The sequence below is a fragment of the Trichocoleus sp. AS-A1 genome (assembly GCF_039962015.1).
Taxonomy (GTDB): Bacteria; Cyanobacteriota; Cyanobacteriia; order Cyanobacteriales; family FACHB-T130; genus FACHB-T130.
The window spans coordinates 1-23,364 of sequence record NZ_JAMPKG010000010.1 but is presented as its reverse complement, the minus strand read 5'-3'; the positions used below and the strand labels follow the sequence as shown (position 1 = coordinate 23,364).

Annotated in this window: 19 protein-coding genes; 5 read left to right on the top strand and 14 right to left on the bottom strand. The window is 45.8% G+C overall.

Features of this window, described 5'->3' with window-relative positions:
• The first annotated feature begins 89 nt into the window (after positions 1-89).
• The gene (locus NC994_RS09630; RefSeq protein WP_190415053.1) at positions 90-491 is read left to right on the top strand and encodes a hypothetical protein; all 402 of its coding nucleotides are present in this window, start codon (positions 90-92) and stop codon (positions 489-491) included.
• Between the two features lie 111 nt (positions 492-602).
• Here the strand turns inward: NC994_RS09630 and NC994_RS09625 are convergent, their stop codons facing one another.
• Both NC994_RS09625 and NC994_RS09620 read right to left on the bottom strand, forming a co-directional pair.
• Positions 603-1,121 carry a DUF2231 domain-containing protein gene (locus NC994_RS09625; RefSeq protein ID WP_190415052.1) on the bottom strand — a complete coding sequence of 173 codons (519 nt, stop codon included), beginning with the start codon at positions 1,119-1,121 and terminating at the stop codon, positions 603-605.
• A 127-nt stretch (positions 1,122-1,248) separates the two neighbouring features.
• The gene (locus tag NC994_RS09620) at positions 1,249-1,995 is read right to left on the bottom strand and encodes a DUF2993 domain-containing protein (protein ID WP_347276955.1); all 747 of its coding nucleotides are present in this window, start codon (positions 1,993-1,995) and stop codon (positions 1,249-1,251) included.
• A 461-nt stretch (positions 1,996-2,456) separates the two neighbouring features.
• On the opposite strand from NC994_RS09620, the gene NC994_RS09615 reads away from it, so the two are divergent.
• Together NC994_RS09615 and NC994_RS09610 are read left to right on the top strand one after the other, a co-directional pair.
• Positions 2,457-3,494 (top strand): hemerythrin domain-containing protein, encoded by a 1,038-nt coding sequence (locus NC994_RS09615; protein WP_190415051.1) that lies wholly within the window; start codon positions 2,457-2,459, stop codon positions 3,492-3,494.
• Between the two features lie 555 nt (positions 3,495-4,049).
• Positions 4,050-5,099, top strand: a complete 1,050-nt coding sequence (locus tag NC994_RS09610; RefSeq protein WP_190429985.1) for a hemerythrin domain-containing protein — start codon at positions 4,050-4,052, stop codon at positions 5,097-5,099.
• Between the two features lie 344 nt (positions 5,100-5,443).
• Here the strand turns inward: NC994_RS09610 and NC994_RS09605 are convergent, their stop codons facing one another.
• Both NC994_RS09605 and NC994_RS09600 read right to left on the bottom strand, forming a co-directional pair.
• Positions 5,444-6,304 (bottom strand): SDR family oxidoreductase, encoded by an 861-nt coding sequence (locus NC994_RS09605; RefSeq protein ID WP_190429986.1) that lies wholly within the window; start codon positions 6,302-6,304, stop codon positions 5,444-5,446.
• A 131-nt stretch (positions 6,305-6,435) separates the two neighbouring features.
• The gene (locus NC994_RS09600) at positions 6,436-7,974 is read right to left on the bottom strand and encodes an FAD-dependent oxidoreductase (RefSeq protein ID WP_190429987.1); all 1,539 of its coding nucleotides are present in this window, start codon (positions 7,972-7,974) and stop codon (positions 6,436-6,438) included.
• A gap of 231 nt (positions 7,975-8,205) precedes the next feature.
• Here NC994_RS09600 and NC994_RS09595 point away from each other — a divergent pair, with 231 nt between their 5' ends.
• Positions 8,206-8,601: an S-layer homology domain-containing protein gene (locus NC994_RS09595; protein WP_190429988.1), complete on the top strand. Its 396-nt coding sequence runs from the start codon at positions 8,206-8,208 to the stop codon at positions 8,599-8,601.
• Positions 8,602-8,963: 362 nt separating this feature from the next.
• On the opposite strand, the gene NC994_RS09590 is transcribed toward NC994_RS09595, so the two are convergent.
• The 8 genes from NC994_RS09590 to NC994_RS09555 all read right to left on the bottom strand — a co-directional run bounded on the left by NC994_RS09590 (position 8,964) and on the right by NC994_RS09555 (position 17,310).
• Positions 8,964-9,563 (bottom strand): DJ-1/PfpI family protein, encoded by a 600-nt coding sequence (locus NC994_RS09590; RefSeq protein WP_190440024.1) that lies wholly within the window; start codon positions 9,561-9,563, stop codon positions 8,964-8,966.
• A gap of 4 nt (positions 9,564-9,567) precedes the next feature.
• The gene (locus tag NC994_RS09585) at positions 9,568-10,704 is read right to left on the bottom strand and encodes a serpin family protein (RefSeq protein WP_190440022.1); all 1,137 of its coding nucleotides are present in this window, start codon (positions 10,702-10,704) and stop codon (positions 9,568-9,570) included.
• A gap of 54 nt (positions 10,705-10,758) precedes the next feature.
• Positions 10,759-11,184, bottom strand: a complete 426-nt coding sequence (locus tag NC994_RS09580) for a TIGR02588 family protein (protein WP_190440019.1) — start codon at positions 11,182-11,184, stop codon at positions 10,759-10,761.
• Positions 11,181-12,065 carry a TIGR02587 family membrane protein gene (locus tag NC994_RS09575; RefSeq protein WP_190429991.1) on the bottom strand — a complete coding sequence of 295 codons (885 nt, stop codon included), beginning with the start codon at positions 12,063-12,065 and terminating at the stop codon, positions 11,181-11,183. The genes NC994_RS09580 and NC994_RS09575 overlap by 4 nt, the downstream gene beginning before the upstream one ends.
• Positions 12,066-12,406: 341 nt before the next feature.
• A complete protein-coding gene (locus NC994_RS09570) occupies positions 12,407-13,423 on the bottom strand; it encodes a peptidoglycan-binding protein (RefSeq protein ID WP_242030308.1) in 1,017 nt (338 codons plus the stop codon).
• A 66-nt stretch (positions 13,424-13,489) separates the two neighbouring features.
• Complete coding sequence (locus tag NC994_RS09565; protein WP_190440017.1) at positions 13,490-13,960, bottom strand: nitrate reductase associated protein; 471 nt, start codon at positions 13,958-13,960, stop codon at positions 13,490-13,492.
• A 141-nt stretch (positions 13,961-14,101) separates the two neighbouring features.
• Positions 14,102-15,499: a chloride channel protein gene (locus NC994_RS09560; protein WP_190415880.1), complete on the bottom strand. Its 1,398-nt coding sequence runs from the start codon at positions 15,497-15,499 to the stop codon at positions 14,102-14,104.
• A 302-nt stretch (positions 15,500-15,801) separates the two neighbouring features.
• Complete coding sequence (locus NC994_RS09555; RefSeq protein WP_190440015.1) at positions 15,802-17,310, bottom strand: NarK family nitrate/nitrite MFS transporter; 1,509 nt, start codon at positions 17,308-17,310, stop codon at positions 15,802-15,804.
• A gap of 1,010 nt (positions 17,311-18,320) precedes the next feature.
• On the opposite strand from NC994_RS09555, the gene NC994_RS09550 reads away from it, so the two are divergent.
• On the top strand, positions 18,321-18,554 hold the full coding sequence (locus NC994_RS09550) for a hypothetical protein (RefSeq protein WP_190415875.1): 234 nt from the start codon (positions 18,321-18,323) through the stop codon (positions 18,552-18,554).
• A 59-nt stretch (positions 18,555-18,613) separates the two neighbouring features.
• Here NC994_RS09550 and NC994_RS09545 read toward each other — a convergent pair whose 3' ends face one another.
• Entirely contained in the window at positions 18,614-20,875 is a 2,262-nt protein-coding gene (locus tag NC994_RS09545; protein ID WP_190440013.1) for a nitrate reductase, read from the bottom strand.
• A 92-nt stretch (positions 20,876-20,967) separates the two neighbouring features.
• Positions 20,968-22,590: a ferredoxin--nitrite reductase gene (locus tag NC994_RS09540; RefSeq protein WP_347276527.1), complete on the bottom strand. Its 1,623-nt coding sequence runs from the start codon at positions 22,588-22,590 to the stop codon at positions 20,968-20,970.
• Between the last annotated feature and the right edge of the window lie 774 nt (positions 22,591-23,364).

Genomic DNA, 23,364 nt, shown 5'->3' with positions numbered 1-23,364 from the left:
CGATCTAATACTCAAGGTAGAGTATAAAGGTATACCAAAAATTATATTCTTAGTTTCTAAAGCTGAATATTGTTGGGAGAATAATAGTCATGAATAATCAAACAGATAACGTAGACAGCAGTCAACGAGTTGGTGAAGATAACTACGATCGGGGGATTGTACCTGCTGAAACCGCAGCACGTAGAGAAAGAGAGGGGAATGCATTTAAAACAACTCCCGGAAAAGATGATGAGGAAAAATCCCCTACTAACGATCAAACAAATGATGGAAGTATCGATACTACAGATGGCTACACGGTAGACAAAGAAGGTCTTTTAAATAACTATGCCATCGAACCCGAAATGTATGTGAACGAACCTGGAGACTTGAAAGCCAAAGAAGAAGCCGAGGCTGCCGAACGCGCTGAAACTGTCTCAGAATTACAGGACGATGAAGAAGGGAAGCTGACGATGGAAGGTGACAAGCGTCATCAAGGGCCAGGATTGATATAACGCAGAAAAATTTAGCTTTTGCGGCTTCTACCTTTTAGCGATGCTAAACAAGTGTAGAGGAAATTTTTAAATTAATTGGCAGGCGACGTGGATGTCGCCTGCTTATTTTTTCTATCTATTTGAATCCCCGTAGCCGATCACAGCAACTTTATGCCGATAGACTAGCTCGGCTCCGTACCAACCCGACAAACCGAGAAGGGTTGCCACAATAATTGAGATTGTAAGCCCTGTAGGCAATATGGCTCCTGAGGTATTGCCCCAACGGAGTGCAAAGTTGGCAATTGTCAGCCCTAGGGCGGCGACATTCAGTACCATGTGTGCCCAGCCAGCACTGCGCTTGCGAACTCGTTCAATTCTCAGAAAGTCCATCATGCCGCTTAGGGCTGCAAGCACCCCGCTTGCCAAGCCAATGCCGATTAGCCAAAAGGAGGCTTGTGCCCAGAAGAGATCTTTTGTCCACCAGTAGGCGAGATCCGCTGCTGCTGGTGTAGTCAAAAAAGCAATGGGAAAGGTGACGATCAGTGGATGCAGGGGATGTCCTGCGATCGCGACTGTGCTTGTCACCCCGCTATCTTGATAATCGGTCTCATCACTTTCAATCAGCGGCGGGATATTGGGAGTTTGTGTCATGTTCTTCTCTATGGATTCTAGGAGTTAGACGAGTGAAAGCAAGCGATCGCTGTTGGCTATTAGCTTTGGGTTGCCGATCTTAACCCCCTCGATTAACGGCAAACAGCGAACCGCAAACAGTTCATCACTAGCCTGAAGGAATTTGCTCCACGCGCGCTTCCGCCAAAAGCGTCATTTTTCCCGATTCTAGATTTAATTGTTTGATGCAAAGCGACATTCCTTGTAGATCGAAGTTACTTAGGTTCAACAGTTCGCTCGATTTTTCTAATAGCGCCGCCGTCAGTTCTGGGGAGAGTTCCTTGCCTTCGGTATACTCAACGTCTTCCAGATTGACCTTCTGCCCATTTGCACCAACTCGGGGCACTGCTGTAAAGGCAATTTGCGTGGTTTCTCCAGATTCGCGCAGCAGCACGTCGGCACTCAATGCAATTTTGTTCTCACCAGGTAGGCGAAAATCTACCTTTTTAGTGTCAATGGTCATCGGTTGTCCATTGACTGATACCTGCATACTTTGCAGCTTACTACCGACAAATTCCGAGTTAAATGCCCGGTTGATGTCTGCTTCCGTCAAGACAACGTGGGTCGTTGCATCAGTGGGTTTGGTTAATTCAATTTTGCCAAAAGCAGCGCTGAGGGGATTGATGGAGATGCCACGCATTTCCATTTTCATTTCCTCCATCCGGAGGTCTTTGTTCATCACCAAACCTTCACCTTCAACGGTGACTGAATCCACCTGTCCCTGAACCATTTTCAGTGGATCGCTCTGGATATCTACGGCTAATTCTTCTACTTCATCGAGTTGGCTAGATAATCCTATTTCTGCTGCTTTGTTAAGTGCCTGCTGCCCCAGAGAAGCATCCTTATTCGTCGTCACGCCCTGTCTCCTGCCCTTGTCTTAATTGAGTCTGTTATTGAGTCAATCTAGCGACCCGTATTAAGAAGTGTATCTGCCTGATGGTGGAATGGTGACAAAGTGATCGGCTATACACAAATTTAAACTCAATATTTCATTCTTAAGATAGTGGCACAAAACTGTTTTTATAATAACTAGCTTGTCAAATCTCCGTCATCAAAGTTCAGGCTATTTTAACTTTTCAAATATGATTTACGATAGATGCCGAATAACCAAAATAAGAATATACTAATCCAACTAAAAAAGAGAAAAGTCCTAAGGTTTTGAATCTTTTCTATCTTTGGATAGAGCCAATAAAAATTGGACGTTATAAAAAGGATAAATAAGGGGGATCTCTCAAAAGAGAGATGAATCTACTCGACAGAGATGACTATCTTCGAGATAGATTCCGATCCTATGATTATTGAGTGGAGAACAAAAGAATGGTAACGACACTAGATGATACCAAGCGCATAGCGATTGGCATGAAGTTGGCAGATATGAAAGCGCTGCAAAACTTGCTAATTGCTAACGAGCAAAAGTTCATCTCTGCGCTCGCCGATGATGATCTTCGCAAGCGCATACAAGATATGCTTGATGACGATCAGAAAAACCTCGGTGTTCTCGATACTGTAATTATTCAGTACGGTGTCAAAGCCGAACCCAAGGAATCCACAACCAAGATAATTGGTGAAGCTCAGAAGCTAATGGAAAGTTCTGAACTGACTTTGTTTGAAAAAGTATCTCAGCATGAATTGCTTAAGCATAAGCAAACCATGACGGGTTTACTGATTCACAAAGCTGCTCAAGTAGTTGGTGCTGATGTTGAAGCTGCCATTACTCCCTTGAATACCGTTAACTTTGAGAACCGCGCTCACCAAGAGCAACTGAAAGGTATTCTGGAAATTCTGGGTGTTCGCGAACTAACCGGACAAGAAGCCGATCAAGGACTGTGGGGACGGGTTCAAGACGCCGTTGCCGCATTATCAGGGGTATTTGGTAGTGCTGTCACCCAAACCTCCGACCGTTCTGATATGACCATCGGCGAAATTCTTCGCATGGATCATAGCAAGGCGAAGACCTTGTTTATGGAAATTGAGAATTCCAACGACGCTCAAAAGATCCAAGAATACTTCGGTCAGCTTTACAAAGACTTGATGGCTCACGCTAAAGCCGAAGAGCAAGTTGTTTATCCAGCAGTGCGCTCCTATTATCAGGACACGCAGGATCTGTATAACGAGCAAGCTGAGCAAGCTCGTATGCTGGATGAAATTAAGGCGATGAGTCCTTCTTCTTCTGAGTTCAAAGCGAAAGTTCGTCAGCTAAGCGACGCTACCAACCATCACATTAATCAAGAAGAGAACGAGATGTTCGCTAAGCTGCGCGATAATTTCAGCAGCGAGCAGCAACAACAAATGGCAACCGAGTTCAAATCTGTTAAGAGCAAGCTACAAGACCAGATGGCAGCTTCTAGCAAGTAGTAGTGCGCGCGAACAGAATTAACTCTGTAGGGAGCTTTGGAACGTAGTTTCCCTATAGTTAATAAGTGCGATCGCTAACTGCCATCGCTGGAATAAAGCAATTAAATCTAGGAGGGTCTATAAGCTATCCTCCTAGATTTATTTTATTGACGAGTTAATTTTTATTGAGCGCGTAACTTTACGTTTTCTATTGAAGGAATATTGAAGGAATAAAGTATATCTATCCTCTTTTAGGTGTGAGATACCATTGGTTCAGCTCTCCAGCTTTTTAGAGAAGCCGGAGAACTCCCGTTCACAAATCATTTACAGCGATATATTCTTGAAACTTATTTAGATGAATCATCACTATACTCAAGAACCCTAATTTTGTAAACTATCAAAAGTAGAAGTTTTAATAATTTTAATTCCAAATAAAAATCTATAAGTTAAAAGTATTTATCTCCTCTATAAACCATACTTTTGGATTCAGTCGCGGGAAAGATGAATTACCTTAAGAGATTGTGAGATTATTCATAAAGATTCAAAAATCATAATATTTCAAAGTAAGGAACAAAAATGGTATCAACACTGGACGATACAAAGCGCATTGCGATCGCTCAAAAATTGGCAGACATGAAAGCGACGCAAAATTTAATCATCTCTAACGAGCAAACACTGCTCGGTGCCACTCCCGATCAAGATGTGCGCGATCGCTTGCAGAATATGCTCCAGGACGACCAGAAAAACCTGGGCGTTCTAGAAACGGTAATTGTTCAGTACGGCGTTCCCTCTGAACCCCACGAGACAGTTCAGGAATTTGTTCAGAAGACCCAAGAATTAATGTCTGGTGATAAGCTGTCTCTCTACCAGAAATTAGTTCAACACGAACTCCTGAAGCACGCTCAGGCGATGAGCGGTATCGTAGTTCACAAAGCTGCTCAAGTCGTGGGTGCTGATATTGAACTGGCGATTGGACCTTTAAATGCTGTTAACTTTGAGAACCGCGCTCACCAGGAACAACTCAAAGGACTGCTAGAACTCGTGGGTGTCCGCGAACTGACTGGAAAAGACGCAGATCAGGGACTGTGGGCACGAGTTCAAGACGCTGTTGCAGCCTTGTCTGGTGTGTTTGGTAGCGCCGTCACCCAAAACACCGATAAGCAAGATATGAACATCCAGACGCTCATCCGCCTGGATCACAATAAGACCAACACCATCTTTACAGAAATTGGGGCTACTGACGATCCTCAAAAACTCCAAGAGTATTTTGGGCAGCTCTACAAAGATTTATTGGCACACGCTCAAGCCGAAGAAGAAATTGTTTACCCCAGAGTTCGGTCTTTCTACGGTGACGACAATACTCAAGAGCTGTACGATGAGCAAGCCGAAATGAAGCGGATGTTGGATGAAATTAAAGCGATCAACCCTGCTTCTTCCAAAGACGAATTCAAATCAAAAATTAAGCAGTTGATGGATGCGGTTGGCGATCATATTCGTCAAGAAGAAAGCACGATGTTTGCAGCCATTGACAACAATTGCAGCACCGAGCAAAAAGAGCAAATGTCTAGCGAATTCAAAGCTGCCAAGAGCAAAATTCAGCAAGAAATGGCAGCTTCGATGAAGTAATCGGAAGCACGTTCAACCTCTAAAGCCATACCTCTCTAAACTTAACTGACGTTTGCACTCCCACTACTTACGTGGTGGGAGTTTTTTTGTTTCACTAGGTAAATACACGCCCCCGCACTAGAAGCGTAGGTATACATAAACAAAGCCTGCCTACGCAGACTCAACTAAAAATTCTTCGGCCTACGGGGAGCAGCTTTTGTACGCACAAGACCCACCTTTCAAGGTATAGGCGTATACCCTAGGATGCATCCCATCGCTAACTCCTAACATCTATCAAAAAACCCGTTTTCTAGTTAGAAAACGGGTTTCTATTCTTTCAAGAAAAATCGGTAGTCATCTCAGCGTTAAGCATTGACAACATCGCCACCGTTGGGATGCAAAATCTGACCGGACATATAAGAAGAGTCGTCTGACGCCAAAAAGACGTAACTAGGCGCAACTTCTTCTGGCTGTCCAGCCCGTTGCATCGGCACTTGTTTACCAAAAGAGGCAACTTTTTCCTCTGGGAAAGTTGAAGGAATGAGTGGCGTCCAAATGGGGCCTGGTGCGACGCCATTCACGCGAATTCCCTTTTCCACCAGAGATTTTGAGAGCGATCGCGTAAAGGCAACAATGGCCCCTTTAGTAGACGAATAATCGAGCAGCTGCTGATTCCCTTTATAAGCTGTCACCGAAGTGGTGTTGATAATCGCGCTGCCTTCTTTGAGGTGCTTGAGTGCAGCTTTCGTCAAGAAAAACATTGAGAAAATGTTAGTCCGGAACGTGCGCTCAAGCTGTTCGGCAGTGATGTCTTCGATGCTTTCTTGAGGATGCTGTTCGGCAGCGTTGTTAACAAGAATATCGAGTTTCCCAAGCTCCGCAACCGTATTTTCTACAGCCTGCTGACAGAATTTTTCGTCACCAATGTCGCCAGGAATCGTAATACATTTGCGCCCTTGTTCTTCTACCAGCCGTTTCGTTTCTTGGGCATCATCGTGTTCGTTCAGATACATGATTGCCACGTCAGCGCCTTCTTTGGCAAAAAAGATAGAAACTGCGCGACCAATGCCACTATCACCGCCAGTAATCAACGCCACTTTATCGCGTAATTTGTTACTACCTTGATATTTACTATCGTCTGCCTTGGGGCTAGGCGTCATTTCTGATTCGGTACCCGGTCGATGGTCTTGATGTTGGGGTGGTTGTAGCTGTTGTTCTGCTGGCATTAGTGTGTCCTTAAACTGTGTCTAAAAAAATGAAATCCAGAGAAGATTTCTTGTTTCTATTCACCCAACACGCTAGCAACCCTCCAGATTGACTTAATCAATCTGGAGAGGGAAAAGAAAAGTGAATGTAGTTAACTTTTCGTTGTAAATTGACTGGGCAATTCTTTTTGATCGAGATCCGTAATCGGCGGGCCATTGAGTACCTCACCCGTAGGGCTGAAACGTCCACCGTGGCAAGGGCAATCCCAAGTTTTTTCGGCGTTATTCCAGTCAACAATGCATCCAGCGTGAGTACACACTGGAGAAAGCGAACAGAGATAATCCGTCTCGTCGCGGTAGACGGCATATTTCTTTCCGTTGATGTCAAGAATCTTGCCTTCGCCTGGTGCTACGTCCGAGGGTTCATTGCCCTCCGACTTGAAAAGCCGATCCGCTACAAAGTGCTTGGCGACGCCCAGATTCTCCGTCACAAACCGCTGGGCGCTGGCGAGGATATTCGCGCGATTGGGGTCGTAAAGGTCGCTCCAGGGATTCGTCCGTCCCAGAATCAAGTCGCTTGTTAGCATCCCGCCAACGGTGCCGAAGGTCATGCCGTTGCCAGAATAGCCGGTAGCAACGTAGATATTAGAATTCGCTGCGGTTTTCCCGATATAGGGTAGACCATCGACCGGCTCGTACAATTGAGCTGACCAGCGATAATCGATAGAGGCGACATCATAGAGCGATCGCGCATACACTTCCAAGCGCTCGAAACACGCCTCATTATCCACATCCTCACCCGTCTTGTGGTCTTCACCGCCAATAATCAGCAGGTCTTTGTAGCTGCGTGTATAGTGATACGGCTCCTCGGTATCCCAAAACAGTCCTGGCGGTAATGGCGATCGCAATCTCACTCCGATAACGTAAGAACGATACGGGGCAATTTTTGTGGACATTACATACAAGTCCGGGAGACTGTTCAGATTGTGAATCGGCGTATGAGTAGCAATAATCACATCTAGTGCCGTTACCGTCCCCTGTTCGGTAGAAACTCGACTCGGCTTGTCTCCGGTGATATCGACAACAGATGACTGCTCAAAAATAAAACTGCCACCACCGTCAATCGCCTTCGCAAGCCCTTGGAGATAGGGAATCGGGTTAAACTGCGCTTGATTGGGGAACATCACCGCCGCTTCTACCGGAAATGGCAGTGGCACATCCTTGGTCAAAGCAGCCGGAATCACTAACTTGCTAACCGCTTCCGCCTCTGACTCAATTTCAGACACATCCTGGGATTTTTCAGTGTAAAGATATCCCGGCACTCGCTGAAAATCACAATCAATCTTCTCTTCTGCCACAAACTTAGCAATGCGTTCAATCGCCGCACGACTGGATTCTGCTACCAGCTTCGCATCCGTGTCGCCCAAGGAGGAAATCAGGTCTTGGTAGCGTTCGTCAGCAGCTTCGGTGAGGTGGGCAGTCGTATAGCCGGTGACACCACTGCCAATTTGCGATCCCTCGATTACTGCAACCCTTAATCCAGCGCGTTTCAATAGCAACGCAGCGGTTAAGCCAGTAATGCCGCCGCCTACAATGGCAACATCTACGGTAATATCACTGGTCAATTGCGGGTATTTTGTCCCTTCTGTAGTGTCGAGCCAAACAGAGACGGAGGTTCCTGGTAAATTCATTCAGCGTTCTCCTGAGACAGTATAAATTTTTATATCTAGCGCTTTACCTATTACTGGGATAACGTCTGAAGGCGGAACCTGGTATCTGTAATTAGAAGTAAGTAAACTTTGATACTTTTCCCAGCAGCAATCAACACATAGCTAGTTGATTTTCATTACAATAAGATATAAAAGTTTCTTTTTCAGCAGACTTCAAGTTACCTTTTTGCAAGTTAAGTGGAAAGAATTAAAATGTCTAAATTTTTTAAGACTCTACTTTTATATAGTCCAGCCGTTTTGGGAATGGCCTTGCTGTTAGCAAACAGTGCAGTTGCACAAGAAGCGATTCCCAATAATCCAAATTCTCAAATGCCACTTCTAACAGAGCGTTATGGGTGTCTCAGTGGAAATGGCGATGGAACTTTTCAAGGCAATCGGCCTGTAACTCGGTATGAATTTGCTGCCGGTTTAAATGCCTGCTTAAATCAAGTTGAACAACTCATTGATAATCCTGCTGGAAATCGAGTTAATCAAGAAGGGTTAACGGTTCCAAGAAGCCAATTAGAAACCTATCGATTAGAGTTGGAGCGTTTGCGTAATCGAGTAGATAAGCTGGATACCCAGACAAGAGAACAGTCGAGCCAGTAGTTTTTTAAAAACAGAAAAAAAGAACGGTTGTGATTGAGGAACTGGATTTCTAATCCAATACTTCTCGATTAGTGATGTTACATCCAAAGAAAGCCCCCAAACCCTCTTTTAAAGCTACCGTATACGCGCAAGACTTCTTTAACTTGCAAGTCCCGTTTTGATCCCCCAACCCCCCTTAAAAAAGGTGGCGAATTAAGTCAAAGTTCCCCTTAAAAAGGGAGATTTAGGGGATCAATCAACTTTTTGCCCCTTAACCCAAGATGTGCGTACACCGTAGCCTTAAAAGGGGAGCTAAGACCGAATCGCAAGTGTAGGTAGCGCTAAGACAAGTAAATTATCTAACTTCGATAGGATTGAGACCGTTAAACCGCAACCATTTCTTGATGCTCAATCTTCGTTCCCAAAAGTTTCAAGAATTCTGCCAACCAGTTAGGATGAGCAGGCCATGCAGGTGCTGTTACTAAGTTACCGTCAACCATTGCCTCATCTGGTGGAATATGCACGTAAAGCCCACCTGCCCGGTTAACATCCGGGCCGCAAGCGGGGTAAGCGGTGCAACTTCTGCCTTCTAGCACTCCCGCTGCCACCAAAACTTGTAACCCGTGACAAATTGCAGCAATCGGTTTATTTGCTTCGGCAAAGTGGCGGGTGATTTCTAATACTTTCTGGTTCAAACGGATATATTCTGGCGCACGTCCACCAGGAACGACTAAGGCGTCGTATTCTGTCGCTTCCACTTCATCAAAAGTGGCATTTAAGGTGAAGTTGTGACCGGGTTTTTCACTATAAGTTTGGTCGCCTTCAAAGTCATGGATTGCGGTTCGCACCTTATCTCCAGCTTTCTTATCGGGACAAATTGCATGGACAGTATGCCCAACCATTTGTAATGCCTGGAAAGGCACCATTACTTCGTAGTCTTCAACAAAGTCACCGACGAGCATCAAGATTTTTTTTCCCGCCATTTTCCTAACTCCTGTTTGATTGCTTGGATGTTGCAGTCTGTGGCTCCATAATAGAACCCATAAACAGCAAACTTCCAGTATCATCATCCCGAATCGCGCAGAAAAACGGGCGGTCAACCACCATGCTAAAGGGAGGGTCGGGGGGACCGAATGAGGCTTCTATACCAGTTGCGGCGGCGGCTTCGGTTCCTTCTTCGTTGACTTCGAGAAAGGTTTTATGGATGACGCTGGCAATGGCAATGTCTTGGGCAGACATCTGCTGGAAACCTCCTTCAAAAGCCATTCCCATCCCCAAGGCAATCAGGGCATCATTGAGTGCTACTTCATACTCTAGCTGAAAGCGGGGTAAAACAAGTGTTCCTTCCTCTCGCCAGAATTGGTAAATCCATTGATTCCAGTTTTCAGCGTTCAGATTTTTGTGGAATGCTTGCAAGTTTGAGTCTTGATCTGGAAGGAAGATGTACATACTCACCTGTTCACTACCGTAGGGTAAATTAACCGCCTGAAAGTTCTTACCTTGGTAGTAGCGGTAGGTTCTGTGCTGAGACATCATCGGGTACTGTTTCTGCGTCCCATCAAGTAATGTAAAGGCTCTATCGTGTGTATTTTCTTTATCGAAAGGGCTTGCCCAAATACCTTTAAAATAGATAGCGTTAATTAGGATTAAAACGGTTTGAGGGTCAAGCTTTTGGAGAATTGTCTCGATTTTGCCGTGGGTGTTTTCGCTTACCCAGTTGTTAATAGTTGCCAAAGCATCGGAACTGCTAAAGTCCAGGTTGGTTACTTTTGCACCGTAGAACTCTTGGGTTCGCTTCAAAAAATCCCGTTTAAATTCCACATTCTGATTCGCCCAAAGCGAATTAGCGATCGCTAACTCCACCTCGTTATCCAGATTTTCTAGCGATTGTTTCAACTGTAAGTTAGCTTCGTTGACTTGTTGCAAGCTCATTTCTTGCAATTCCAGCGCGATCGCCATTGCCGCCTGTGTCTGCCCCACACTGCCGTTATAGGTCATTGAGAGCGCGATCGCTATGCTTGCTGGAGAAACAAAAATGTTTTTGTCAGGCTCCTGCTTTGTAAGTTCCCTAAATAGTTTGAAGGCAAATCGAGTATTCGCTGCGACAAGCTTGTTATTAACCATTGCATCGTTTCCAATAATTACAGCGAACCGGGAAATGAGCAGTTATCAAAAAACTTAAGGTAACTTGTAGCTAGAGACTCGCACGACTAACTCGCCATCGCGGGGATTGCGGCTAAAGATAAATGCGCCTTCTTCCTTTTCGCCGCCGGAGAGAAAGTCAATTTGTTGTTCGCCAGTTTCTTCAACTTTCCCATTAACCCGCAACTCGGCAATAATCTGGACTGATTCAGCAGTTTCTCCACCAGTATTCGTCACTTCAAAAGGGATGTAGAATTGCTCTTGAGTTTGACGAAGTTCTCTTTCCTTCGCGGTGACTGATAGAGTCGGGGGTTCATTTTTCTGGGTTGCCCAGTCATACAGCACCAGTCCTACGAGTAGCGCCACAATAGATGTCGCGATCGCAAAGGAAACCCATTCCGCAAGCGATCGCGGCGGTCGTTGCTGTTGGGATGAATCGCTATCTTGATTCGTTTGGCTCATGCTAGCAACCTTCCTGCTGCGCCACCTACAGTGGCTGGGAGTCCTAGTAACAATGTATAGCTCAACCACATTTGCCACGGATCGTCAAAGCTCAGCTGGTGGAAGAACCACAACATAAATGTGGCTGCCAGAAGCGACACTAAATAGGAGCAAACAGTTTCGCTTAAGGGACGCTGAAAAAGTCCTTGCTGTTGTTTCCGTTGTTGTTGATTAGTAAAGCCAGCCTGAAAGACAATCCCATAAGAAATTAACAGCGAGGCAACAATAATCGCAATCAGCCACGGAGGGGAAGAAGCAGCGACTAGCATGGGAATTTCGTCAGTAGGCGCAATGTTAAAGGCAATAATCGTGGCACCAATCAAAGTACCCCCAATATCTGCCAAGGTCGCATTGAGACGGGTTTTGTCTGGTTGTGGGGGATTTTCATCGCTGTTAGGAGATTGATAGCGATCGCCACTTAAAAAAGAACGCGCTAGCGCCACACCCAAAGCAAACGGTACACTCTCGAAGATTATTTTTCCTAATGCTTCACCCAAAGAGGTATCGAAGGTGATTTCGCGCAATAAAATTAGGATACTTGTCGCGCAGACGACGCCGATAGCGATCGCTTCAAGGGTATCTATCACCGCTTCACCCGGTCGAATATCCTTATATTTGCGAAAGCCTTCGGTGCGATTGAGCAGGAAAACGACGATAAACGTGGCAGCGATCGCAGCTAGCATCACCGGCGGTTCCGTGAACGACCCAATCCACCAGACTTCCATCGTGTACAGTAGCGGAATTCCGAATAAAAACCCACCCGCGGCACCCCGCAGTAGATCATCCCATTCTTTCGACCAAATGTTTTCGGGTTTATGTTTTGGAGCGCGTTTAATCTTCATTAGGGGGGCATCGACTTTTCATCCGCTTATGCCAAGCCAAAAGTCATTCTCAAGCAACCAAGCCAGAGGCAATAATAGATGAAGCTAGCGGTAAGCCGTTCGTCAACTTATTCCTTAAATGTTATCAAACCCTGACTCTCGAATAATGTAAATCATCCAATAGCCGTCTTATTTGATTTCGGAAGAAATGAACTGCTCCAAGTCCCACAGGGCGATCCAACAAGACAATAGAGAATTTAATAACTACTGCAAGGATTGCTGTCGAAGCAGATAAAAGCCAGGAGGAAGAGAAAATTCTGAATCGTTTGTTTTCCTAACCCCTGACTTTATCTCACTCATTTTTAAGTTGTCTTACGCCATCTTTTCCCAAACTCATCGAGGGTTGCTTTCGGAATCTGCGTCTGAAGCCACTCCAGCGCATCATCTTGATGAGGCAATCCTTGGTAGTATTTGCACATATTCACCAGATTAACTGGAGGCACTTGCGTGGGGTTGGTGAGCGCATTCCAGGTAGTTGTTCCTACCACTCCATCCGCCTTTAACCCTTGGGATTTCTGAAAAGCAATCACAGCCGTTTCTGTGCCCGTACCAAAACTACCATCAATGGGACCCGGATTAAAACCTTTGTCCTTCAAAAACTGCTGCAATTGTTTGACTTTTTCTCCTCGCGATCCAACTCTTAAGGAACCATCGTCTGTCGGAACACCGATTGCACTCAACTTTTGACGAACGGCTTGACGCAAACGGGGTAGTTGAGCGTATAACCAATCACCAGGGCAATCAGTGGCAGAAAAATCTCGATGCCCTTTGATATTATCAGGAGAAATCTTGCAGGAACTGCAAATTGAAACGCATAAATCGACTAAACTATTCCATTGTTTTTCACCCATCTGATGGGTCATGAATCTGCCTTCATTTTCAATTCCCGGCGATTCATTGCCTAGAGCACTGCCAGCATGAGACGAGCGAATACACAAACCTCGTTTAATTTTTGCTAAAGTGCCATTTCTTCCTTCTAGGAGAACGCCGTCCGTTGTATTCAAAAAATTATGACCGGAATCCCACCAGCCGAAAACATCCATGTGGGTATTCTGAACACTTTTGGCAAATTTTTTCCCTCCATCCACAGTTCCTTTCGATATATGGCTGGGGGGATTGGGCGTATCGGTATGGTGAACGATCACGTATTTAGGTGTGGTTTCCTCTGACCACTGTTTGGGGGGTCTGGCCCCCCACTCCTGACATGAAATAACGCTAGCGGTAAAAGGCATGTTGAAGATGTCCTGTAAAGTTGACGGCAGATGAATAATGAGCGTGATGGGACAAACCACAAACGCTTTCTCTAGCACTGCCAGCATCGTTTGTAACCTAATAACTATGCCGCAGCAAGGTAAGTAGCAATTTTTTTCACATTTCTTGATAGCTCAGATTAAGTGAAATTCTTGGAGTGCGGGTAAAAAGTTTTGGTTTTCGTGACTGGGGCGGCTGAGTTTGATGAGGGCAAAGCGTTGGGCGGGAGTGAGTTCTGCCCAGTGTTGGGGTGTCAGTATTGCTCCAAATTCTGCTGCCTTTTCCTGAATGTTAGCCGGTATTTTTGTAGCATCCATCCAATCTGGATGAGGTTCTATCGGCAGGTCGCTGGGAGAGACGCCTGTGTGTTCTACAACGAATTGGTGCAGTAATTTCCGGTAGGCTTGAGCTTCATCTGTTGTGGTACAGGGCATCTCTACCAGGGTTTGTCGTTCCGCTTGACTAAATTGGTGCCAGTGAGGCAATTTTAGTTTGACGCCGCAAGTGTCTAATTTCATCCGCACCTGCATCGGAATGCAACGCAAGGACTCTACAAAATCGGCTTCAAATTGAAAGAAATTATTTGTAGATTTGTCAGTCTTCATTCATTTTCTGGGTAATTAATTCATTAAAAATAACAAAAATTTTGATGAATAACTTCTCCAAAGAAAAAGCTCCTAAAGGCATAAACTGCGACTAATAGGAGCATTACCACAATCGTGAAAAGCTTTCAATATCGGCAGGATTCAAGGGCTGGTTTGTGGAAAGTCACTAGCAGCAGTATATAGGGGCAGCGAGGTGGGGTTTTGCAACCCGGTCGGCGTGCGCGATCGCTGCGTTTGAATCAACGAGACTTGGGTAGTCAACAGGAAACTGACAAAACTGGCAATCACCAGAACCGGCACCATTGCGGTGTCTGAAAGCACGCTGAGAATTACAGTGGAACTAATCGGTGTTTTTGTCACCGCCACGTTGACTGCCGCCATCATGCAAATCATACCGATTGTCGGGTGGATTTGTGGAAAAGCTAGAGAAATTGCCAAGCCAACTGCTGCACCAATGTAAAACAGCGGAAAGATGAATCCTCCCCGGAAACCGGAGTGGAGGGTGAAACTAACTGCTAGCATCTTCGCGAATGCGATCGCGAGCAACATCGTCACTCCAAACGTCGAACCTGTTTCGACAATCGTATGAATTTCCTTTTCGCCAAAAAATAGGGTCTGGGGAAACACTAAAGCAATCAGCCCAATTGCGAACCCTCCCAAAGTAGCCAGCGCAATCGTGTGGTGTTCGATGTATTGAGTCAAGTACCCAATACTCCGGAACAGAACAATAAAGATGATCGCAATCAGCGCCCCTAGCGCCCCCAGCAGTGCGCCTTGACCTAAATTCACCAGGGAAAGCTTAGGAGGTGCGACAAAGTGATACATCCCCCCAATCGTCAACCCCGTGTTAAATCGAAACACAAAAAAGCTTAAGATTGCCGAAAGCACGGCAGGAATGAGCGCTTCGTAGTATTCCAATCCCCGACGATGGGGAATTTCTAGGGCGAAGAGTGCGCCACCCAAGGGCGCACCGAAGAAGGCACCTAGTGCCGCACTCATGCCGCAGAAAGTCAGCACGCGGGTTGTCGTCAGGCTCAGATTGAGCTTTTGACCCAGCCAGCCGCCAAAACTGCCATTGATTTGTACTAGCGGGGCTTCAGGGCCAGCACTGCCACCAGCTGCAATCGAAAATAGTGAGGCAACAATCATTGCCGGAGTTTGGCGTAGAGAAATTCGTCCTGGATCGTGTACCTTATCAACGACTAGAGAAACTTCACCGGGAAGTCCCATGAAGTGCAGTGTGAGACCGACAAAAAATCCCCCAATTGTGGTAGCAATCCACACGTAATTCCAGGCGGGAAATCCGCTAGGGAAGTAAGGATTCAAAACACCAGGCAGCGTGTGCCAAACAAAATGCAGGCTTAATTCCAGTGCGTAATAATAAACCGTTGCAACTAATCCTCCAGCAATTCCAATGACTGCCGAACAGAGAATAATTTGCTGATAAGTTAGTTCGCCTGCACTGTTGGAATCGTTAGGTAATGTATCAGCATATACGTTATGCTCGTTGCTGGCAGTTGTTCGATCGGGAGACGACATAAAATCTCCTCAAAGTCACTAGCAGTGTGAGTAAGAAAGCAAAGTTAACTTAATCCCAAATCACCCGTTTAGGTGTATTAAAAACAACTTTATCCCGAAAGAATGTTAATAATCTATCTAAATTGGTAAGGAAGCATGAGTAGCCAAGCATATCTCTAAACCCGCTCAACACGCCATAAAAATATAGGGGTGACTTTCAATCTCACCCCTACTCGGTTGGTTTTAGAAAAAGACAGTTATTAAACCTAAGTTGGGATAACTTTTAACACCTCATTTATTCCCAATTAGGACTTCTACCAAAATTAATTTTGTTCGCGTTCGTGCGAGAAAACGGGCGTTTTTGAGGATGTTATTCCGACTTCTTCACCTTCATGAGAGCCTTCCGGTTCTTTGAGAAGAAACGCACAAAGACTAGCCGAAATTAAGCCAACAATTCCTAGCATCTGGAAAAATATGCGATCGCCCGCAGCATCCTGAGGTAAAAAGCTATAGACGGTGAGGTAAATTACCGCTCCTACGTTGCCATAAGCACCCACGTTACCAGCAATCTGACCCGTTACGCGCCGCTTAATTAGAGGAACAATTGCAAAGGTCGCACCTTCCGCTGCCATGACAAAGAAGGAAGCAATCATGGTCACAATAACTACCCCGAACAGGGGTATATTTGCACCCAAACCGCTAAACACTAGATAGCCAATTCCTGTGCCAGCAAGCGTTGCTGCCAGCGTCCACTTCCGGCTGCCAATCTTGTCAGAAATTAAGCCACCTCCTGGACGAGCCGCCAAGTTCATAAAGGCATAAGTTCCGGCAACTCCCGCTGCTAGCGCCTCTGTCAATCCAAAGCCTCTTTGAAAAAACGTTGGGAGCATGGAAACAACAGCTAGCTCTGAGCCAAAACAGGCAAGATAAGCAATTTCTAAATTGACGACTTGACCAAATTGATAGCGCTCTTCAGCAGAGTAGCGCTTTTTACCAGTCATCAAGCTGTGATTTGCTTTCCAACAGTTATAAGCTTGGAATACATACAAGCACAGCAGCAGAAACCAGGTGACATACAGTTGAGTGATATTAAGAAATTTAACTTGATTTAAGCGCCAAGCAATGACGCCCAAAACGCCGACTAAGGGAATGTTGCTAAGTAATAGAAACCAGAAGTCTCTCTGGGTAGTCACTTCTATTCCGGCGCTGCTTTGGGGACGCTGGTAAACCTTACCTGGAGGGGTATCTTGGACGTTTAAGTAATAAACAATTCCGTAGATAGCGGCAACAATTCCGGTGAGCGCGATCGCAAACCGCCAGTTAACTTGACCTGCCCCTAAAAAGGCAGCTGCTGTGGCAATTGTCGGGAGGGTAAACGCTGCACCTGCCGATCCAAAGTTACCCCAGCCGCCATAAATGCCTTCTGCTAAGCCAATTTCTTTCGGGGGAAACCATTCCGCCACCATCCGAATGCCAATCACAAATCCACACCCAACGATGCTCAGCGCTAAGCGGCTTAATACTAATTGGGAAAAATTCTGTGCAAATGCAAACATCAGGCAAGGAATCGCCGCATAAATTAAAAGGCATGAATAGGTGATCCGAGGACCGTAGCGATCCAGAATCATGCCGACAATAATTCGAGCCGGAACGGTGAGCGCAACGTTACAAATAGCGAGAGTTCTGAGTTGGGCTTCATTTAAACCTAAATCTGCTTTCACCGCTGTGGCAAAAGGGGCGAAGTTGAACCAAACGACAAAGGTTAAAAAGAATGCAAACCAGGTCAGGTGTAAGATGCGGTATCGACCGCTAAATGACCATAATCCGGACATTTCAGAACCTCTTCTTTTCAAGTAAAGTATGCATCAAAGCGGGAACTGTTCTTGGGTTAGCGTAAATTTTATAGATTCAATCGGGGATATAAATCCTAGGTAAAAAATTTACGTAATTAGGCGCTTGCCACGGGGTTCGGTCTATTTTTTGCTTGAAAGTTTTCAAACATAAAATCTCACCTTATCGAGTCGAGCTGCCGAACGTTAGTTTTTTTAGCAATAAGCGCTTCTGTTAGAGTAATGAACTGAATAATCTGAGTTCGTAGAATTTGTTACAAAAGACAGATTTCTTTTGAAATCTCTATCTTGTTAGGTATTGTATCTGTATTGTGAAGTATTCTTTCTTCTCCATTGCACATTTTGCATTCAACTCATGCAAAATGTGTAATAGAGGGATTATTTTTGAGTATTTCCTGAGCGATAACCGTTTGATTTTTTCAAGCAAATAACTTCCCTTTGATCAAAGGGAAGGTATGAGAAGTTTTTACTAAAGCTGCTTTCCTCAGCTTGGATTTTTAGACCGATTTCTCTGCTGCTATTTTCTAGTTAGGCGTTCTAGAAGCTGTCTGTATACATCTGTCACATCTTACTAAGTCAGCATTTATTAATAGGTTTTGCGGATAGTCTTGGAGCCATTAGATTGTAAGGGCTTCAAAAAATTAAATGATATTGATAAGTCTCTATATTTTCAGAATGCGATCGCGTTATTTGGTCGGAGAGCCAGAATCTCTCGCAAAATTAGATTAATCCTATGTGAGCATTTCCTGACATTGACTCCTCTCTAGACACGGATGGTGGTTGCATCCCTCAGCGGGTTCTGCAAACTTGCTAAATCTGATTTCCTCCTTTTGATAGGTGCAGTATTCGCTGAAATTCATCACTACCGAGAAAATCGAGTTCAGGCTATTTTAAACTTTTGTAAAAGAAGATTTTTGTATATTCAGCTACAGAATTTTTGCTAGATTTAAATAGACGCACAATTTTTAGAAATTAATCAAAAGGTTTTAGTAATGAAAACGCAAGAACGCCCCCAAGTATTGATAGCGGAGGAAGAACCCTCTAATCCATTGATGGTGGTGCTTTTGGTTACGGTGGTATCGATGATTTTCGGGTTGATTCCGGTTGTTTATAGTTCAACGTTTGCAAAACTCCAATCCCAGACACCAATCGCCCTGGGAGAGGCAGGCTTGTGGAGCGCTTTTGGAGAAAAAGCAGATAGCGTTCGGGTTAACCCAGAACAGTAAACTTTTGGTAGAAATTTAGGCGTGAAAGCGGATAGAAAACCAAAGCTTTTGCGATCGCTTCAAACACGCAGCGGTGAGGACAAAGCTTTCGGTTGAGTCTCTGTCTCTGGAGTCTCTGGAAGCATATACCCCTCAGAGATTAGATGGGCAGCAATCGGCACCAGTTGCACGGCGCAAGCTTTTAGTTCGGGTTGCAGAGAGTCGGGACAGGATACAGGATGAGTCAGGGCATTCGCTTCGGCACCATCCGCCCAAAGATCGCCCCAGTGGATAGGGACAAAGACGGTACCGGGAGAAATCGTCTGAGTGACTTTGGCTGGGAATCGAGAAGTCCCGCGACGACTTCGCACTTCCACCCAGTCATTCTCCTGAATCGCTAAATTCGCAGCATCGCGGGGATGAATCTCAATGAACGGTTGCGGATGCATTTGGCTGATTTTGGCAATCCGTCCGGTACGAGTTTGCGTGTGCCAGTGCCCGTACAGCCTGCCCGTCGTCAGTACAAAGGGGAAGTTTGAATCGGGGGGTTCTGCAAGTCCCCGCGAATGCTTGGCAACAAAACGCGCCCGTCCATCCGGTGTCGAGAAGCGCAAGTCGGTGTAAAGCCTTTTAGGAGTGCCGAGGGAAGATTTTCTCGGTTCATTTTTAATTTTTAATTTGGCATTTTTAATCGGTTCGGGCCATTGAATCGGGCCTTCTTTTTTCAGACGTTCGTGACTGATGCCCGTTTGGTCGCAGAGGCGATCGCCTGTTAGCTGTACAAATTCATCATAAATTTCCGATGAGTGAGTATAAGCAAACTGTTCGGCATATCCTAAGCGACGACCCACTTCTGCAAAGATTTCCCAATCTGCCCGCGCCTCCCCTGGGGGTTTGCGGAAAGCTGGACATAAGGTGACGACTCTTTCCGAATTGGTCATCGTTCCAGTTTTTTCACCCCACTGCGCCGCCGGGAGTAGAACGTGAGCAAAAGCAGCGGTTTCGGTGGGATAGTAGGCGTCTTGATAGACCGTAAAAGGCGATCGCTTCAGCGCTGCTTTCGTTCGTTCCAGATCCGGCATACTTACCGCCGGGTTAGTCGCCGCAATCCAGAGAAACTCTACCTCTCCCGTTTCTAGTCCGGTGATAATTTCCCAAGCACTGCGACCAGGAACCGGCGAAATTTTCCCGGTGGGAAGCTTCCAAAACTGCTCAACTTCAGTTCGCTGCTGGTCATTCTTCACTAAACGATATCCAGGCAACAAATGAGCCAGACCCCCGACTTCCCGTCCCCCCATCGCATTAGGTTGACCCGTCAGGGAAAAAGGGCCGCTTCCGGGTTTGCCAATTTGACCCGTCATCAGATGCAAGTTGATCAAGCTGGAGACTTTCGCAGTCCCTTCGGAAGATTGGTTCAAACCCATCGTCCACATAGAGAGGACTCGGTTAGAATCAGCCCACATTTTGGCAACGGTTATCAACTCATCTACGGAAATGCCGCAGCGTTCGGCTACCGCTTCCGGTGGATAGTGTTGAATCACCTCAGCGTAGGTGGAAAAGCCTGCGGTGCAATCCTCAATGAATTCAACATTCATCTTGCCCCATCGTAGAAGCAAATGAGCGATGCCATTGAGTAAATCGATATCCGTACCGGGTCGAATGGCTAGATGCAAATCAGCTGCTTCGGCGGTGGTGGTGCGACGCGGATCGACCACAATCATTTTGACGTGATGGTTCTGTTTATGGTGTTTCCGCAGCCGATTGAAGATAATCGGGTGACACTCAGCTGTGTTGCTACCGATGATAAAAGCACAGTCGGTTAGTTCTAAATCTTCGTAGCAACAAGGCGGACCATCCGAACCCAGGCTGTAAAAATACCCTGCCGTGGCGGAAGACATACACAGGCGCGAGTTGGTATCGAAGTTATTCGTGCCCAAGATTCCTTTAAAAAGCTTTTGGGCAAGGTAGTAGTCTTCCGTGAGGAACTGACCGGAACCATAGAGACAGAGGGCATCTGGGCCAGTGGAGTTCAGGACGGAACCAATGCGACTGACGATTGCATTTAAGGCTTCCTCCCAGGAAGCGCGACGGAAGGGTGCATCCAGAGAGTCGCGCATCATCGGGTGGAGGAGACGGTTTTTATCAATCGATTCCGAAACCGTCGCTCCTTTGACACATACCATACCTTGACTGGAGGGATGAGAGCGATCGCCCCGCACTTTCCAGATCGGATTTCCTTGGCTATCTCGATTTGTCTCCCGATTTGCAGATGCTGGCGGCGAAACTTCTAAGCCACAGCCAACGCCACAGTAAGGGCAGAGGGTTTTTGTTGAGTCACTCATGGCATTCGTCATGGGTCATGGGTCATGGATCATGGGTCATTAGTCAGGGGTCATGGGTCATTCGTAATTAGCAAGTGACTAATGACGCATGACTAACGACTAACGGCAATCTCTGCTTCTAGCTTTTCTTGTGGCTGCTTGGGAATTGCCCCAAAGTGTTCGATCAGCAAGTCTTTCACCACTGACTTGAGATCCTCGCAAGGAACCTTTTTCATGATTTCTTTGCCTAGGTGTGCATCTTTCCCGACCTTGCCACCCATCCAAATATCGACCGCTTCTACGGTTTGACCATCTTTGCGCGTCTTCGTACCGATGAAGCCAATATCTGCAACTTGCGGTTGACCGCAGGAATTTGGGCAACCTGTCCAGTGAATGCGAACCGGATGCGGTTGAATTAACTCTTCCTCCAGTTCCTGAATCAAGGCAAGCGCCCGGTTTTTCGTTTCAATCAGCGCAAAGCCGCAAAACTCGCTACCTGTGCAAGAAACTAGCCCCCGATTCAAGATGGCTGGATCGATAGACAACCGTTCTTGAAGCAGTGGTTCTTCTAAGAAGGGACTTAAGCGCGTGTCCGGGATATTCGGGATAATCAAATTTTGTTCGACAGTCAAACGAATCTCCCCGCTGCCATAAACTTCCGCCATTCGCGCAAGTTCAAACATTTCATGGGCATACAAGCGACCGACAGGGACGTGCAAACCGACGTAGTTCAGTCCGGGTTGCTTTTGGGGATAAACGCCAATATGGTCGCGCTTGTCCCAGTCAATTTCATCTTTTTCAGCCGCCGATTCCAGCGAATGCCCTAGTTGTTTTTCCACTTCCGCCCGAAACTTTTCAACGCCCCAGCCCTCAATCAGGTACATAATCCGGGACTTTAGCCGATTCTCGCGGGGACCATTATCCCGGAAAACCTCCAGCATTGCCTTACTCAAAGGCACAGCTTCTTCAGGAGGAATCCAAACATCGAGAGGAATGGCTTCTACATACTGATTCGGCGCAAAGTAGCCGCCGACGATGACGTTAAATCCAATGGTGTGGTTTTTGTATGCGGGGATAAAGGCAAGGTCGTTGATTTCGGCATGAACGGAGTTATCCCGACCCCCGGCAACGGCAATGTTAAATTTTCGGGGTAGGTTGCTGAGTTCGGGATTGCCCTCACCGTTATTGGTAATCATGTCCTGAAGGCTGCGGACAATGCCCCGTGTATCAATCAATTCAGCCGCATCAATGCCTGCAACTGGCGAACCCGTGATGTTCCGAACGTTGTCCATTCCCGATTGAATGCAAGTCAGACCCGCTTTTAACAAACGGTTGAATATCTCTGGGATATCCTCAATCCGAATCCCCCGCAATTGGAAATTTTGTCGGGTGGTAATGTCGGCGTTTCCCTGGTTTTGAAATCCCGAACCCGTGCAGTAGCGTTGCACGATTTCAGCCAGTACTCGCATCTGAGTGCTGGTCAAAATGCCGTTGGGTATCCGCATTCGCATCATAAACTTGCCGGGTGTCACCGTGCGATGGAAAAAACCCAACCACTTTAGCCCTTGGTTCCGCTCAAACTCGTCCATCGCCTCCCAGCCAATTTGTGCAAAATGCTCCAGTTCTTGCTTCAGCAATAAGGGATGTTTTGCAGCTTTGGCTTTTTCAATCTTATTTAGTTTTTCTGTAGGCTTGGTTGCCTTTATTGCTTCTGTAGGCGTGGTTACGTTAGTCACGGTTCCTCCTTGCGTACCTGTATCTGGCGCAATTGCACGTGTAACCGTACAGCTATTGCTCTCGCTGTTAAATACTGCTTTTTATGCTAAGTTAGGCGCTTTTAAAAATCGAAACGGTAGACTTTGTTACAGAAGCTGCTTATTGCTAATGAAACCTTTCTTTTGAAATATTTTTAATTTTAAAAGTCTATCTTTATGGTTACTTGCCAAATAGGATCTTAGTAGGTTGCTGAAGATTAAATTTCAAGCCACACCTGCTTGTAACCTCTATTTTCCAGAGTTTTGTTTTCTCTCCCGGTATTATTCAAAATAGCTGTAAGCTTTAACGGGCAAAACTTATGAAGGGATTAATCTGAAAGCAAACCCGTTTAAATAGGCATCATTTGGAACCTTCAACCAGTCACTTTCCTTCAGATACAGAGGGGCGCAAGAGAAGGGGTGAGGTTCTCCTAGAATACTGAGTAATTAGTAAGATTTATATGAGTAAATTATTCACCCTTCTGTAAAAAAAAACTGGCGCATTTGATACATTTTTAAAATTTTTAATCAGTTTGTCTGGTTGAAGCTTCTTGAGCGCTGCCTTATCGGGTCAAAATCCTCAAAATCCTTGAAGCGGAGACATTAAGAATTTTTAAAATTTCAGCCATTCTTGGAATATATAGCGGTTCTCACATGAGAGGAATACACTCTGAGGTATCAGGAGCAACGTAGTAACAGCAATGAGTGAACCAGCCAATCATGTCTTTAATGGTGACTGAATTGAATGCTTCTGTA

Excerpts from the sequence above, each read along its gene's own strand:
- NC994_RS09630 (WP_190415053.1), top strand. The coding sequence starts at position 90 with ATGAATAATCAAACAGATAACGTAGACAGCAGTCAACGAGTTGGTGAA.
- NC994_RS09625 (WP_190415052.1), bottom strand. The coding sequence starts at position 1,121 with ATGACACAAACTCCCAATATCCCGCCGCTGATTGAAAGTGATGAGACC.
- NC994_RS09615 (WP_190415051.1), top strand. The coding sequence starts at position 2,457 with ATGGTAACGACACTAGATGATACCAAGCGCATAGCGATTGGCATGAAG.
- NC994_RS09610 (WP_190429985.1), top strand. The coding sequence starts at position 4,050 with ATGGTATCAACACTGGACGATACAAAGCGCATTGCGATCGCTCAAAAA.
- NC994_RS09605 (WP_190429986.1), bottom strand. The coding sequence starts at position 6,304 with ATGCCAGCAGAACAACAGCTACAACCACCCCAACATCAAGACCATCGA.
- NC994_RS09600 (WP_190429987.1), bottom strand. The coding sequence starts at position 7,974 with ATGAATTTACCAGGAACCTCCGTCTCTGTTTGGCTCGACACTACAGAA.
- NC994_RS09595 (WP_190429988.1), top strand. The coding sequence starts at position 8,206 with ATGTCTAAATTTTTTAAGACTCTACTTTTATATAGTCCAGCCGTTTTG.
- NC994_RS09590 (WP_190440024.1), bottom strand. The coding sequence starts at position 9,563 with ATGGCGGGAAAAAAAATCTTGATGCTCGTCGGTGACTTTGTTGAAGAC.
- NC994_RS09585 (WP_190440022.1), bottom strand. The coding sequence starts at position 10,704 with ATGGTTAATAACAAGCTTGTCGCAGCGAATACTCGATTTGCCTTCAAA.
- NC994_RS09580 (WP_190440019.1), bottom strand. The coding sequence starts at position 11,184 with ATGAGCCAAACGAATCAAGATAGCGATTCATCCCAACAGCAACGACCG.
- NC994_RS09575 (WP_190429991.1), bottom strand. The coding sequence starts at position 12,065 with ATGAAGATTAAACGCGCTCCAAAACATAAACCCGAAAACATTTGGTCG.
- NC994_RS09570 (WP_242030308.1), bottom strand. The coding sequence starts at position 13,423 with ATGCTGGCAGTGCTAGAGAAAGCGTTTGTGGTTTGTCCCATCACGCTC.
- NC994_RS09565 (WP_190440017.1), bottom strand. The coding sequence starts at position 13,960 with ATGAAGACTGACAAATCTACAAATAATTTCTTTCAATTTGAAGCCGAT.
- NC994_RS09560 (WP_190415880.1), bottom strand. The coding sequence starts at position 15,499 with ATGTCGTCTCCCGATCGAACAACTGCCAGCAACGAGCATAACGTATAT.
- NC994_RS09555 (WP_190440015.1), bottom strand. The coding sequence starts at position 17,310 with ATGTCCGGATTATGGTCATTTAGCGGTCGATACCGCATCTTACACCTG.
- NC994_RS09550 (WP_190415875.1), top strand. The coding sequence starts at position 18,321 with ATGAAAACGCAAGAACGCCCCCAAGTATTGATAGCGGAGGAAGAACCC.
- NC994_RS09545 (WP_190440013.1), bottom strand. The coding sequence starts at position 20,875 with ATGAGTGACTCAACAAAAACCCTCTGCCCTTACTGTGGCGTTGGCTGT.